The sequence below is a fragment of the Sphingobacterium puteale genome (assembly GCF_050986225.1).
GTDB lineage: Bacteria > Bacteroidota > Bacteroidia > Sphingobacteriales > Sphingobacteriaceae > Sphingobacterium > Sphingobacterium puteale.
The window spans coordinates 6580664-6594718 of the sequence record NZ_CP158959.1 but is presented as its reverse complement, the minus strand read 5'-3'; the positions used below and the strand labels follow the sequence as shown (position 1 = coordinate 6594718).

At 39.4% G+C, this 14055-nt stretch carries 12 protein-coding genes; 10 read left to right on the top strand and 2 right to left on the bottom strand.

Translation table 11 applies throughout. The features are described from left to right. Positions 1-9: 9 nt before the first annotated feature. Genes rsfS through ABTV71_RS27270 form a run of 4 tightly spaced genes read left to right on the top strand, consistent with a single transcriptional unit; the run spans position 10 to position 3848 of the window. Entirely contained in the window at positions 10-384 is a 375-nt protein-coding gene (gene rsfS / locus ABTV71_RS27285; RefSeq protein ID WP_077437259.1) for a ribosome silencing factor, read from the top strand. Between the two features lie 48 nt (positions 385-432). Beyond that, entirely contained in the window at positions 433-2517 is a 2085-nt protein-coding gene (ftsH, locus tag ABTV71_RS27280) for an ATP-dependent zinc metalloprotease FtsH (protein ID WP_121121006.1), read from the top strand. Positions 2518-2574: 57 nt separating this feature from the next. Beyond that, on the top strand, positions 2575-3222 hold the full coding sequence (locus ABTV71_RS27275) for a LutC/YkgG family protein (RefSeq protein ID WP_121121004.1): 648 nt from the start codon (positions 2575-2577) through the stop codon (positions 3220-3222). Between the two features lie 2 nt (positions 3223-3224). After that, on the top strand, positions 3225-3848 hold the full coding sequence (locus ABTV71_RS27270; RefSeq protein ID WP_121121002.1) for a rhomboid family intramembrane serine protease: 624 nt from the start codon (positions 3225-3227) through the stop codon (positions 3846-3848). Here the strand turns inward: ABTV71_RS27270 and ABTV71_RS27265 are convergent. After that, on the bottom strand, positions 3845-5389 hold the full coding sequence (locus ABTV71_RS27265; protein WP_433901717.1) for a YifB family Mg chelatase-like AAA ATPase: 1545 nt from the start codon (positions 5387-5389) through the stop codon (positions 3845-3847). The genes ABTV71_RS27270 and ABTV71_RS27265 overlap by 4 nt on opposite strands. Before the next feature lie 239 nt (positions 5390-5628). On the opposite strand from ABTV71_RS27265, the gene ABTV71_RS27260 reads away from it, so the two are divergent. The 3 genes from ABTV71_RS27260 (at position 5629) to ABTV71_RS27250 (ending at position 6942) form a co-directional block, all read left to right on the top strand. Beyond that, on the top strand, positions 5629-5898 hold the full coding sequence (locus ABTV71_RS27260) for a YtxH domain-containing protein (RefSeq protein ID WP_104383581.1): 270 nt from the start codon (positions 5629-5631) through the stop codon (positions 5896-5898). A 128-nt stretch (positions 5899-6026) separates the two neighbouring features. Beyond that, on the top strand, positions 6027-6446 hold the full coding sequence (locus tag ABTV71_RS27255; RefSeq protein ID WP_121120998.1) for a hypothetical protein: 420 nt from the start codon (positions 6027-6029) through the stop codon (positions 6444-6446). Continuing rightward, the gene (locus ABTV71_RS27250) at positions 6439-6942 is read left to right on the top strand and encodes a hypothetical protein (RefSeq protein ID WP_433901716.1); all 504 of its coding nucleotides are present in this window, start codon (positions 6439-6441) and stop codon (positions 6940-6942) included. The genes ABTV71_RS27255 and ABTV71_RS27250 overlap by 8 nt, the downstream gene beginning before the upstream one ends. On the opposite strand, the gene fcl is transcribed toward ABTV71_RS27250, so the two are convergent. Next, on the bottom strand, positions 6939-7877 hold the full coding sequence (gene fcl, locus ABTV71_RS27245; protein ID WP_433901715.1) for a GDP-L-fucose synthase: 939 nt from the start codon (positions 7875-7877) through the stop codon (positions 6939-6941). The two genes, ABTV71_RS27250 and fcl, sit on opposite strands and share 4 nt — an antisense overlap. 57 nt (positions 7878-7934) lie before the next feature. Here fcl and trmB point away from each other — a divergent pair, with 57 nt between their 5' ends. The 3 genes from trmB to ABTV71_RS27230 all read left to right on the top strand — a co-directional run bounded on the left by trmB (position 7935) and on the right by ABTV71_RS27230 (position 14052). Further along, the gene (trmB, locus tag ABTV71_RS27240; protein ID WP_433901714.1) at positions 7935-8591 is read left to right on the top strand and encodes a tRNA (guanosine(46)-N7)-methyltransferase TrmB; all 657 of its coding nucleotides are present in this window, start codon (positions 7935-7937) and stop codon (positions 8589-8591) included. Positions 8592-9243: 652 nt separating this feature from the next. Continuing rightward, a complete protein-coding gene (locus ABTV71_RS27235) occupies positions 9244-12507 on the top strand; it encodes a SusC/RagA family TonB-linked outer membrane protein (protein ID WP_433901713.1) in 3264 nt (1087 codons plus the stop codon). 12 nt (positions 12508-12519) lie between these two features. Further along, the gene (locus ABTV71_RS27230; protein ID WP_433901712.1) at positions 12520-14052 is read left to right on the top strand and encodes a SusD/RagB family nutrient-binding outer membrane lipoprotein; all 1533 of its coding nucleotides are present in this window, start codon (positions 12520-12522) and stop codon (positions 14050-14052) included. Positions 14053-14055: the final 3 nt, after the last annotated feature.

Here is a 14055-nt window from a genome sequence, read left to right as displayed (position 1 = left end):
TATTTTTTAATGAGTAAAAATAAAAGTTCAGAATTGTCGCAACGTCTATCAGAAATTATCGTTCACGGTATGCAGGAAAAGAAAGCAAACGAGATTGTTCGCTTGGATTTAAGAGATCTTCACAGTTCTGTTTCTGATTATTTTGTGATTTGTCATGCCGACTCGAACATTCAGGTTAACGCTATTGCCAAGAGTGTAGAGGAGGAAGTTTATAAAGCTTTTGGTCAAGAACCCCAATATAAAGAAGGACAATCAAATGGAGAATGGTTGATTTTGGATTTTGTGGATGTGGTTGTACATATCTTTAAGACCGAGAAGAGAGCACATTACGGCATTGAGGATTTATGGGGAGATGCGCAGATTCAGCATTTTCAAAGCGCCTAATAACCGCCTCAATACAATAGTTTATACAGAAAATATAATTACGATATAATGAAAAAAATCCCAAGTAGTAAGGTAAGCCCAAAACCGCCGAAATTCAATTTCGTGTGGCTTATGATTGCCATGTTTTTAGGTTTTTTTGCCTTGCAATATGTTTTTGGAGAAAACCCGGCTAAGGAAATTAGCTATAGTGATTTTGAAACACGCATGTTAAAAACCGGAGCTGTTGAGCGTCTGGAAGCATATAAGAAAAATGATCTTGTCGAGGTAGAAGTCTATCTAAAAAAAGGTTGGAAAGACAATCCAAGTTTTAAAGATGTAACCAAGAGTAATGATCCTATTCCCAGTCTTGCTGGTCAAGAGGAAACAGGACCTCAATACATCTTTAAGGATGCCTCAGCAGAGGTTCTGGAGAAGAAATTAGCGGCATCGCAGGCTGAATTGGCTCCGGGAACACCTAAAGTGCAATTGAAATATGCCGACCGTTCCAATCCTTGGGCGAGCTGGTTTGTGACGTTTATGTTGCCCTTGTTGGTATTGGCAGCGATCTGGATTTTCTTGATGCGCCGCATGGGCGGTGGTGCAGGTGGCGGTGGGGGCGCGATCTTTAATATAGGCAAATCCAAAGCACAATTATTTGATAAAGAATCACAAATCAATATCACCTTTAATGATGTTGCAGGTTTAGAAGAAGCAAAACAAGAAGTTATGGAAATCGTGGATTTCTTGAAAAATCCACGTAAATACACGAATCTAGGCGGTAAAATTCCGAAAGGAGCATTACTTGTAGGCCCTCCGGGAACAGGTAAAACGTTATTGGCAAAGGCTGTTGCGGGCGAAGCACAGGTGCCTTTCTTCTCTTTATCGGGCTCAGACTTCGTGGAGATGTTTGTCGGTGTGGGTGCTTCACGTGTCCGCGACCTGTTCAAGCAAGCCAAAGAGAAAGCCCCTTGTATTATCTTCATTGATGAGATCGATGCGATCGGTCGTGCCCGCGGTAAAAACTCAATGATGGGTGGCAACGACGAACGTGAAAATACATTGAACCAGTTGTTGGTGGAAATGGACGGTTTTGGTACAGACTCCGGCGTTATTATTCTAGCCGCTACAAACCGTATCGATGTATTGGATACAGCTTTATTGCGTCCGGGACGTTTCGACCGTCAGATTTCAATTGATAAACCAGATTTGATAGGTCGTGAGCATATTTTTAAAGTGCATTTAAAACCATTGAAGTTATCTGCAGAAGTAGATGCCAAAAAATTATCAGCACAGACACCGGGTTTTGCAGGAGCAGAGATCGCGAATGTGTGTAATGAAGCTGCGCTGATTGCTGCACGTAAAAACAAATCTGAGATAGATATGCAGGATTTTCAGGATGCCGTAGATCGTGTGATCGGGGGGCTTGAGAAAAAGAATAAAATCATTTCTCCTGAAGAAAAACGTATTGTTGCTTATCACGAGGCAGGGCACGCCATTGCTGGGTGGTTTTTAGAACATGCCGATCCTTTGGTTAAAGTTTCTATAGTTCCCCGTGGGGTAGCGGCTTTGGGATATGCACAATATCTTCCTCGTGAACAGTTCTTATATACAACAGAACAACTGGTAGACAGCTTATGTATGACTATGGGTGGACGTGTAGCAGAAGATATTACTTTTGGTAGAATTTCCACAGGAGCTCAGAATGACTTGGAACGTATTACGCAGCTTTCTTATGCAATGATCGCTATTTATGGTATGAATGATAAGGTAGGAAATGTGTCTTTCCGTGATAGCTCAGAAGCTTCTTTTCAAAAACCATACTCTGACAAAACGGCAGAGCTGATTGATGCTGAAGTTCGTAATCTGATTACTGATGTCTATGCACGTACAAAACAACTCTTATTGGATAAACGCGAGGGTTTGATTAAGATTGCAGAGAAACTATTGGAAAAAGAAATTCTTTTCCAGTCCGATCTTGAAGAGATATTAGGTAAGCGTCCTTTCGATACCAAGACAACTTATGATGAGTTTGTCAACGGGGCTGACGGTGGCGGTGTACCACAGACCGATTTACCATTGGATGTTCACCCCGAGGAGGCAACTTCAAAAGATGACCGGCGATTGGACAATAATCCGTCAGGTAGTTTAAACTAATTTAGATTTTGCAGCGCTAGAAAAACTCTAGCGCTGTATTTATATTGCTATTGAGCCATGAATGTGAAGAACGCGACAGCGAAGGAGGTAATGTTAAAACGCATACGTCAGGCATTACTTCAAAAGAACGATAATCCCCATCCTAATTTCAAAGAAACACCCCTTTACAAAGAAGAGGATGAGTTGGTTGATCTTGTTTTTGTTCGCGAACTGACAGCCGCTGGCGGTAAGTTTCTTTATTGCGATGGTGAGATCGGCCTCATTGAGAATCTGATTGCTTTAACCGAGGTAAACAATATAAAAAATATCTATGCCTGGGAGCAGGGGATCCAAAATCTGCTGAGTCCCTATGGTTTCCCTTTTTTCAAAACGGAGAAAGACTTCGAGTCTGCCAATGCGAGTATTACTTCATGTGAAGCGTTGATTGCGCGTAATGGTAGTATTATGGTCAGCAATGCCAATGCTTCCGGGCGCCGGTTGAGTATCTATCCTCCGATTCACATTGTTGTTGCTAAAGCTTCTCAGTTAGTTTGGGATGTGAAAGATGCTCTGACATACATCCAAAAGCGTTATGGACAGGAAATTCCAACGATGATCTCAACAATTACAGGTCCTTCGCGGACAGCTGATATTGAGAAAAGATTAGTTCTGGGTGCTCATGGCCCTAAAGAACTTTATGTTTTACTTTTAGAAGACCGTTTTTAGGCATGCTTACTTTATACTTACAACAGGCTCCCGTAGCGAGCGCTATTTTCTTTTTTACGCTTGTCACGAGTATCTATACCTTTTCTCATGAACAGCTTTATGGCAAGTTAATGCTCCATCCATATAGTATCGCTCGTAAACAGCGGGTATATACAATATTGACTAGTGGTTTTATCCATAAAGACTGGGGGCATCTGCTGTTCAATATGATCACTTTTTATTATTTCGCATTTCGATTGGAAATGATACTGGCACAGGCCAGCCCTTATGGACATCTCTTCTTTGCTGTCGTTTATTTTGGTAGTCTGGTGCTGAGTGACATTCCAACAATTGTTCAGCAAAAAAATAATTATGGATACTACAGCTTAGGAGCATCCGGTGCTATCTGTGCCGTGTTATTTAGCTATATCCTCTTTGATCCAAGGACGAAGATAGGGGTTATGTTTATCATTGGTTTGCCGGCTTATTTATTTGCTTTCCTGTTTTTAGGGTATTGCATCTGGGCTTCCAAAAAGGCGCAGGACGGGATTAATCATGATGCGCATTTCTATGGTGCATTATCCGGATTGATCCTGACGATTATCTGCTTTCCCTGGGTCATCAAACATTGCTTAGCGCAGTTTTAAAATTTTCCACCCCAGGTTTCTTTGTCTAAATTCCTATACTGGATCGCTTCTGCGAGATGGTGATTTTCTATCGAAGGGCTATTTTCCATGTCTGCAATAGTACGGGCTACTTTTAATATTCGATCGTAAGCTCTTGCAGAAAGATTCAAGCGGTCAATGGCTGTTTTAAGTAGTTGCTTTTGCGATTCACCGATCTGACAGATAGCTCGGGTAAGTTTTGTGCTCATATGCGCATTACAATGAATATCGGAGTAGGATTCAAATCTTTTTTTCTGGATCGCTCTTGTCTGAATGACACGATTACGAACCATTAGACTGTTTTCAATAGGACGGGAGCCACTCAATTCTTCAAATTGTACCGGTGTGACTTCTACATGCAGATCGATGCGATCCAACAAAGGACCTGATATTTTACTTAAATATCGCTGAACGGTATTGCTGCCGCAGATACATTCCTTTTCGGGATGGTTAAAGTATCCACAGGGACAAGGGTTCATTGCTGCTATTAACATAAAGCTGGCCGGATAATCAATGGATAATTTTGCCCGGGATATGTTGATGTTTCGGGATTCCAGCGGTTGTCGCATGACCTCAAGTACGCTTCGTTTAAATTCAGGAAGTTCATCCAGAAATAGTACCCCGTGATGCGACAAGGAGATTTCACCGGGTTGCGGATTGGAGCCACCACCGACCATGGCAACGTCAGAGATGGTATGGTGGGGGGCGCGAAATGGCCGATTCGTAAGTAAAGCATCTTTCGCTTTGAGATTTCCCGAAACGGAATGAATTTTGGTTGTTTCCAGCGATTCGGAGAGGGTGAGCGGCGGCAGAATTGTTGGTAATCTTTTAGCCAGCATGGTCTTTCCCGCTCCCGGCGGACCTATTAGAATGACATTGTGCCCTCCTGCCGCAGCGATTTCCAGTGCTCTTTTGATATTTTCCTGTCCACTAACATCCGAAAAGTCAACATCATATCTATTTGTTTCGGTGTGAAAGAAGGATTGGATGTTGACTCTGGTTGGAGCAATACTTTTCGAATTATTGAGAAACTGGACCACATCGCTGAGGTTTTCGACAGCGATCACATCAATTCCGGTAACGATGGCGGCTTCCAGCGCATTTTGCTGAGGAAGTATGATTCCTTTAAATCCATCATTTAATGCTTGTAGGGCGATGGATAAGACACCTCTGACGGGTTTTATGCTGCCATCTAAAGATAATTCACCCAAGATCAGGTAATGTTCCAACAGATTGCTTATCAACTGTCCGGAAGAGGCTAGTATACCGACCGCGATAGACAAATCATAGCCGGAACCTTCTTTCCTGATGTCAGCTGGTGCCAAGTTGACCACAATTTTCTGGCGTGGCATGTGAAGTTGGCAGGAAGTAATGGCACTTTCAATGCGTCTGAGACTTTCTTTGACAGCATTGTCAGGAAGTCCGACGATATAATAATGTAGTCCTGTAGAAACTACGACCTCAACGGTAATGGTACATGCCTCAATTCCATAGACGGCACTACAATAGGTTTTGTTCAACATTAATTTTGTAATCGGTTGATTTAAAGATACTAAATATTAAATTATAAATAATAATGTTGTGGCAAATTATTGTAAATCGATAGGGAATTGTTGGAAAATGACTATATTGTAATTGGATAGTTTCTAGTAAATAATGGATAAAATGCGGTATTTGGCAAACGATTTGCTTTATAAATTGTATTATTATCGAAGACTAGATTCATCGTATAATAGAATTAGAACTTTAAAACGAAAAAGAAATGAATGACACAAGTAAAGTAGCTTTGGCGTTGTTGGCAGGTCTTGCTGCGGGGGCAGCTTTGGGAGTTTTATTTGCTCCGGATAAAGGATCAGATACAAGAGATAAGATCAATGATTCATTAAGCGATTTGAGTGATGCTATTCGTGAGAGAGCTGAAGAACAATTCGATCAGTTGAATGAATTTAAAGAAAAAATTGTCTCCACCTTAAAAGGTAAATTAAATCAGGCCGAGGAGATTGTAGACGATGATATCATCGAGCATGCATAAAGTGCAAGTTGTCCTTTGGGACGATTTGGTGAAATACATAGCATTATAGGCTATTTCAAAAGACAGAATTTAGACAATTAAGAAGTTGATATTGGACTTTTGAGATAGCCTACATAAATTTAAGATGAATGGAAGAAGAAAAATTTTCACTTAGTGGTACTTTCCAGAAAACCAAGGAATACGTAGATTCCCAGTTTAAGCTTGTTAAATTGAAGACAATCGAGCGTTCATCACGCCTGATTGCTAGTCTAGTAGTAGACGCGACCAAATTAATCTTTACTTTGTTTGTTGTCTTTTTTTTATGTTTAGCATTGGGATTTTGGCTAGGTGAACTATTAGGAAGCTATTCATTGGGATTCTTGGCAACAGCGGCTATTTTTATGGTGATTATCGTGATCATACGAATTTTTGAGCCAGCCTTGGAAGCCAAGTTTATGGATCTTTCTATTCGTCGCTTTTTGGCCAAATGGAACGACGAGATTGAAGAAGAGGAAGAAGAATTGAAAAACAAGGAAAAATTTGATAGAGAAGGGGCTACAAATGAATAATAAGCAGACGAAAATACGCAATTTAAAGGAGCTTAAGGAAGAAATTGCTCGTTTGAAAGAGCTTAAAAACGAACAGGAAGCTTACTTGAAAGCACAATTTACCTTGTTTAACAATAAGATTGAAGCTCCGATCCGATTTTTCAATTCGTTAAAAAATAATATTCCCGGAGTAAACATCGTCCAGCAATTATTTGCAAAAAGTAATAATCCCGATTCGGATTGGCTGACAAAAACCCTGCGTATAGGCGTTCCTTTTATTATGAACAGACTGTTTCTGAAGAACACAGGCGTACTAAAAAAGGCGCTGATGCTGTTGTTGTCTGAGCGGGCTGTCGGTCAGATCAATCAGGATAAAATCAGTGGTTTAATCAGTAAGCTCACTAACTTTATCCGTCCCAAAAAGAAGAAAAAGAAAGGTGTGCAAATTGAAAGTGAGACTGCAATAAAAGATGAAGTCAATGAGTATGGTATCCCTTCCTATAGCGAGACCTATTAAGAATCCGCTTCTTCTATTTTCAGGAAGTCAGCATAAGCTAATTTAATTCCCTCGCGAAGATTGGTTTTATGTTTCCAGCCTAATGCATGTAATTTAGATACATCCATTAACTTACGTGGTGTTCCGTCAGGTTTACTTGTATCAAATGAGATTTTGCCGGTATATCCAATGACGTCCTTAATGAGTTCAGCAAGATCCTTTATGCTTAAATCTTCACCGATGCCGATATTGACAAACTGTTTTTCGTCATAATTATTCATTAAGAAGACACAGGCATCAGCTAGGTCATCCGAGAAAAGAAATTCCCTTAGGGGAGTACCGGTACCCCAGATAACAACTTCATCAAGGTTATTTATCTTTGCTTCGTGAAATCTACGGATCAGGGCTGGTAAAACATGCGAGTTTTGTGGATGATAATTATCGTTGATACCATAGAGATTAGTTGGCATAACTGATATATAGTTACAGCCATATTGATCACGGAAAGCTTCCGCCATTTTAATACCCGCTATTTTGGCGATGGCATAAGGCTCATTGGTAGGTTCCAAGGTGCCTGTCAACAATAAGTCTTCGTTTAGAGGTTGTGGCGCCATTTTAGGATAGATGCAGCTTGAACCTAAAAACATCAACTTTGTAACGTCATTATCGTAGGAGGACTTAATGACGTTATTCTGTATCGCCATATTTTCGTAGATGAAATCTGCGCGATAGGTGTTGTTCGCCATAATACCGCCAACCTTAGCCGCTGCAAGGAAAACGTAATCAGGTTTCTCTTCGTTGAAAAAGTCAGCAACTGCCTGTTGATTGCGCAGATCTAATTCTTGAGACGTACGGGTCACGATGTTACTGTATCCCAGTTCTGTTAATTTGCGATATATTGCCGATCCGACCATTCCTCGATGGCCTGCTACATAAATTTTAGCGTCTTTTTCCACGATAAGTTATTGATTCCTGCAAATATAAGGTTATTTTTGCGGGATATTAATTAAAAAATGGGAAAGGATAAACTACGTAAATTTGCCGAAGTAGCGACTTTTGAGAATGTCATCCAGCTCGATGCCGGCAAAGAATATAAAGGAAAATGGGCGGAGAAGCAATTTGGAAATACGAACCCGGTTGTTTTGGAACTCGCCTGTGGTAAAGGGGAATATACGGTGAACTTGGCACGCATGTTTCCGGATAAGAACTTTATCGGTATTGATTTTAAGGGCAACCGTATCTGGCGTGGTGCAAAAACTGCATTAGAAGATGGTATCAAAAATGTAGCCTTCTTACGGATACAGATTGAAACAATTCTTGAGCACTTTGGCGAAAATGAGATTGATGAAATTTGGATTACCTTTCCAGATCCACAGCCGCAGGATAGCCGTGAGAAGAAACGTCTGACCGGACCTAAATTTTTAGATCGCTACAAAATCATCTTGAAGCCAGAAGGTATGATGAATCTAAAGACAGATAATGATGGCTTTTATGCCTATACCCTTGAGCAAATAGAGTTACAGAAACTCAAGAAATATAAAGAGACAGCAGATCTGTATCACTCGGAATTGGTTGATAATGTTTTATCAATCAAGACATACTATGAGAAAAAGTATCTTGCTGACGATAAGAATATAAACTATGTGAAATGGAGCTTCGAGCAATGTTAACATCTGCGTTTTCATTATAGAGGGGAGCCCAAACGAAAGTTTGGGCTTTCTTTTTTTTAGCCGGAGTAAAATGTATCGGTAACTTAGCTTCTAGAATTTAAAACTAATTGATATTTATACACCTGTTTGTATATAATAATATTATCTCGACCGGCTACATTGAAATATAGTTGTCATGTTGTTACAGCATTGATGTAGTATCCAATATAGTATTGTAAGAATGTACTTTAGCCAAATCTTAGTGGGTTTAAAATGTGTGGCTGCGAGTTTGCTTTGAGTGCCAATAGCATTGTTTTTTTTCTTTTGTTGTGTTTCCTTACTATTAATTTGTTGAATGCTGGTTTCTTATTGGATTGTTTTATTTTAAATAATTTCGATTTATTTCGTTTTTTATAGAATATTAATTATTTTCGGTTCTATAATAATGAAATAACCAAAATAAAGGAAGTGCTTTTTAGACCTAATGCGTGAAATTCCTGTCTAAATGGATTCTTCAGCATTTTTATAAGATGTAAATCGGGAAAGATGTTCCTTAAAGGAAATAATATTCGAAACAATTCTTAACAAAAAGAAAACATTAAGTTAAGACAAACTTTTTGTTAAGAATATACTTTTGTCCCAAATTGAAAATTAACAATTTACACTAATATCTATGTTTAGTATTAACCCTATCCAAATTAATCTAAGGCACTCATCCTCGAAAGTGCTATTTGCAGCGCTGATAGTTGCCTGCAATCTGGATGTAGCTGCGGCGGCTGTTCCAATGGAAAACAGTAGCGGAGCCACACACATTTTTAATCAGGGGAAGATTAGAATTAAAGGAAAAGTTGTAGATAGCAAGACACAGGAGCCGCTAGCTTCGGTTTCCATTTTGTCAGGGGGAATCGCAAAAGGTACGACCGACAGGAGTGGTAATTTTGAGGTGGATGTTGAGGCTGGTGGAAAGATACGTTTTCAATTGATTGGTTATGAAGCTCAAACAAAGGTATTCGAAACATCTCAAAATAATCTTCAAATTGCATTAAGTCCCACAGCTGCAGCACTTGAAGAGGTTGTTGTCACTGCGCTGGGGATTAAGCGTGAAGAAAGGGCTTTGGGATATTCTGCAACAGTGTTAAAAGGGGATGACTTAACAGGAGCGCTATCTAACAATTGGATGGATGCATTGTCCGGTAAAGTTGCTGGTGTTAATTTAATGCGATCGAATGCAGGACCAGTAGGATCCACCAAGATTATTTTACGAGGAGAAGCTAATCTAAATGGAGATGCAGGAGCGTTAATCGTCGTAGATGGAATTGTGATAAATGGGGGAAGTGGTAGACGTGTAGGGGGATCTTCAGGCTCGGTTTATGGAACGGGCTCTGATAACATGCCTGCCGATTATGGATCAGGGATGGATGATATTAATCCTGAAGATATTGAAAATATTACCGTTCTAAAAGGACCTGGCGCAGCAGCCCTGTACGGTCAACGTGGTGCAAACGGGGCTATCATTATTACTACAAAGTCAGGAAAAAAAGGGAAAGGATTAGGGGTTACTTTTAATAGTAATACAGCGTTGGAATCTGTCAATCGCTGGCCAGATTTTCAATATGAATATGGACAGGGCACCGGTGGGGCAAATTACTATTCTTTCGGGAGTTCAGCAGATGGCAGCAGTACAAGTGGTACCAGCTCTGCATATGGACCTAAATTTGATGGTCAGTATTTTTTTCAATATGATCCACTTACACAAGCGCAGGGTGCGGAACGTACATTATGGCAACCGTACTCAAATAGCAAAGAGTTCTTTCAGACAGGAAGAACATTTACAAACTCATTAACAATCGATGGTGGATCCGAAAAAACATCTGCGCGTTTTTCTTATACGGATGTCCGGAATAAATGGATTACACCTAATACAGGTTATGATAAGACTGCATTTGCTTTATCTGCGACCTCAAAAATTTCAGATAAGCTAACAATAAATGCAAAGATTAATTATAATAGACGGTGGTCAGATAACCTCCCTGGAGCTGGGTATGGTAATCAGTCTCTCATGTATTGGTTTATTTTCTGGCAACCCAATGCTGACTATAACTGGTTGAGAAATTATTGGAAACTTGGATTAGAAGACAAGGCAATTCAATATCCATTTAGTTCATATCCTGAAAATCCATTTGCGATATCTTATGAATTTATTAATAGAAATGATCGTAATACTTTCACGGGTAATGCTTCAGCGAATTATCAGTTTAACAAAGAACTAAGTTTAATGGTGCGCTCATCTTTAGATTTCTTCGTAGAAGATCGTGCTCAGGAAAGACCCTATGATTCAGGGACCAAATTACCGGAAGGTAGTTATCGTTCACAGTCCTTATTTTCAAAGGAAACAGTACTGGATTTTCTATTAAAGTATGAGAAAGATATAAATAAAGATATTAAATTTTCTGCTACAGTGGGTGGAAGCACACTTCATAATGATTATAAAAGGGAAGCATATACGGCAGATGGACTGACATATCCCGGTGTGTATAATTTAGCAAATAGCAAGTATGGTGTAATTTCAGATCAGAAGTTTTATAAGTTTGTGACGAACAGTGCGTATGGTATGGTCACAGCATCTTATAAGAACTTCCTTTATTTGGATGCGACGGGACGGATGGATTGGAATAGTACAATGGCAACACCTGTTAATCCACAAAAAAAATTGGGATTGATCTATCCCGCTTTAAATGGTAGTTTTATTCTCTCGGAAGTTGTGAAATTGCCGAAAGTAATTAATTACGCAAAACTTCGAGCATCTATAGCGGAAGTGGGAAATGGTGGACAAGACCCTTATATGTTGCAACAATTGTATGAAAGAGGTAATGGACTGTTGCCGGGATCTGTGACAGCGTCAAGTCTATTGAAAAATCCGAATTTACAACCGTTAAAAACAAGATCTTATGAAGTAGGAACTGAGCTAAAGTTTTTTAAGAGTAAGGTGAATTTTGATTTAGCGTTATATAGTTCGAAGACGTTTAATCAGCAATTAAATCGTTCTTTAGACCCATCATCTGGCTATCGAACATTTAAAACCAATATGGGAGCGGTTCGGAACCAAGGCGTTGAAGTGTCGTTGAATACAACTCAGATCAATCAAAAAGATGGTTTCAGATGGTCAAGTTTAATTACATATACAGCTAACCAAAATAAAATTGTTGATTTGCCAGATTCCTCATTAGTACTACAGTATAGGTCCGTGGGGTCAGGACAGATTGTAGCAAAACAAGGGGGAAGTATGGGTGACCTTTACGGAATAGGCTATGAAAGAGCGCCCGATGGCCAGGTGATCTACGACCCATCTACAGGATACGCTAAATTAACGAGTAATATTATCTATTTAGGTAATACGCTCCCAAAAGGTAAAATCAGCTTTGGTAATACTTTTGGCTATAAAGGCTTCAATTTAAATGTTCTTTTTGACACTCAATGGGGTGGGGTGGGGCACTCACTTACACATTATAAATTGGCGGAGCAGGGTAAAACTAAGAATACGCTTCCGGGTCGTTATAGTGGTATTATTGGTAACGGAGTTATTGACAATGGTGATGGGACATATCGGAAAAATGACGTTATTGCTACCAATATCGATGAATATTATCGTTCACATTTTGGGCAAGATAATGCTGAAGGGAGCACTTATCCAACAGATTTTATCAAATTTAGAGAAGCAAGGTTAGACTACTCATTCAACAAAAAAATAATTTCGAAGTATGGCCTTCAACGGTTGACAGTGGGCTTATATGGGCGGAACCTATTTATTTGGTCGAAATGGCCTGCTTTTGATCCTGAATTTGGAACTCTGGATAATGGAGATATCGTTAAAGGTTTTGAAATTGCTCAATTTCCCTCCACGAGAACTTATGGGTTTAATTTAATTGTAGGCTTTTAATATCTGATAATCATGAAGAATTTTAAAATAATAATAATCGGAATTCTTGTTGTGGGATTGATGCAATCTTGTACAAAGAATTTTATAGAGACTAATACGAACCCTAACGAAACTGAGAATGCATATCCCTATCAATTTATGGCAAATGCATTTATTAACTCGGTTTCTGCAAACATGAGCAGAAATAGGTCGTTTAACAATGAGCTAATGCAAGTTACGGTTTCAATTGGTGATGGTGACGGGAAAGTCTTTCGTTACGATTTTAGAAGGAGTTGGGCAGACTACATTTGGGGCGCACATTATTCCGAGATCACGAACTTCAAGGAAATGTATAAAAAGGCGATAGAGCCAGTCACTTTCAATAGGTCTTATCAAGCCATTGCTATTATTGGGCAAGTGTGGCTGTACTCTATTTTGACCGATATGTATGGAGATATCCCGTATTCTCAGTCTAACCTCGCTGGGGACTCATTGATATTGGAACCAAAATTTGACAAACAAGAAGATATTTATTTTGATATGTTGCACCGGTTAGACTCTGCGAATACTTTGCTTCAAATAAAAGAATCTACCGAAACAATAGACGCAACCAATGATCCAATTTATAAAGGTGATCTGACTAAATGGAGAAAGTTTAACAACTCTTTATATTTAAGGCTGCTGTTGCGTGTTGCTGATAAGAAGAGTCCTAATCAAAATTATGTATTGGATAAAATTAAAGGAATTCTTTCTACAGAAAAAGATCGATATCCCATCATGGCCAGCAATGACGATTCGGCAATATTGCGTTGGACGAACGATGGAGCATACATCTCACCGTTTAAGTCAACCCGCGCGCAGGATTTCAGGGCAGTTGCGTTGTGCTCATTTTTCTTAGATTATTTAAGAGATACTAACGATCCTCGTATTGATATTCCAACTTATGGAACATCAGGAATTAATCGAATGGGGATTGCTCCGGTCTCAGGTAATTATGTGGGGGTGCCTAGTGGCTATGCAGCTGGGTCGGAAGATTATTCTAAAATGTCCTATTTCTATTCTTTTGATCAAAATAATGGTGTCAATAGTTTGCAGACTGAACCGTTAACTGGTATGATTATGCCTTTTGCCGAATTGCAATTTATCAAAGCAGAAGCTGTATTAAAGGGATGGATTGAAGGAAATATAGAGGATTACTTTTATAGTGGAGTTGAAAATAATATAAAATTATGGATACCAACTTGGACGGTAACTGCGAAAGAGCATTTAGCGAAATCGGATAGGGAATGGAAGGATAATGTATCTTTCGCTGAGAAGATGGAGCAAATACATTTTCAGAAATATCAAGCACTATTTATGGCTGATATGCAACAATGGTATGAATATCGCAGAACAGGACATCCTATACTACCAAAAGGTAAAGGATTAAAGAATAATGGGGAAATGCCTGCACGGATGTATTATCCAGTGATTGTCCAATCAGCGAATCCGACCAATTACAAATTAGCTGTTCAGCAGCAAGGACCTGATGAAATTAATACCAAAGTTTGGTGGCAAAAACCATAATTA

What these genes read in the sequence shown, in the direction of transcription:
- rsfS (WP_077437259.1), top strand. Translation starts at nt 10, where the DNA reads ATGAGTAAAAATAAAAGTTCAGAATTGTCGCAACGTCTATCAGAAATT.
- ftsH (WP_121121006.1), top strand. Translation starts at nt 433, where the DNA reads ATGAAAAAAATCCCAAGTAGTAAGGTAAGCCCAAAACCGCCGAAATTC.
- ABTV71_RS27275 (WP_121121004.1), top strand. Translation starts at nt 2,575, where the DNA reads ATGAATGTGAAGAACGCGACAGCGAAGGAGGTAATGTTAAAACGCATA.
- ABTV71_RS27270 (WP_121121002.1), top strand. Translation starts at nt 3,225, where the DNA reads ATGCTTACTTTATACTTACAACAGGCTCCCGTAGCGAGCGCTATTTTC.
- ABTV71_RS27265 (WP_433901717.1), bottom strand. Translation starts at nt 5,389, where the DNA reads ATGTTGAACAAAACCTATTGTAGTGCCGTCTATGGAATTGAGGCATGT.
- ABTV71_RS27260 (WP_104383581.1), top strand. Translation starts at nt 5,629, where the DNA reads ATGAATGACACAAGTAAAGTAGCTTTGGCGTTGTTGGCAGGTCTTGCT.
- ABTV71_RS27255 (WP_121120998.1), top strand. Translation starts at nt 6,027, where the DNA reads ATGGAAGAAGAAAAATTTTCACTTAGTGGTACTTTCCAGAAAACCAAG.
- ABTV71_RS27250 (WP_433901716.1), top strand. Translation starts at nt 6,439, where the DNA reads ATGAATAATAAGCAGACGAAAATACGCAATTTAAAGGAGCTTAAGGAA.
- trmB (WP_433901714.1), top strand. Translation starts at nt 7,935, where the DNA reads ATGGGAAAGGATAAACTACGTAAATTTGCCGAAGTAGCGACTTTTGAG.
- ABTV71_RS27235 (WP_433901713.1), top strand. Translation starts at nt 9,244, where the DNA reads ATGTTTAGTATTAACCCTATCCAAATTAATCTAAGGCACTCATCCTCG.
- ABTV71_RS27230 (WP_433901712.1), top strand. Translation starts at nt 12,520, where the DNA reads ATGAAGAATTTTAAAATAATAATAATCGGAATTCTTGTTGTGGGATTG.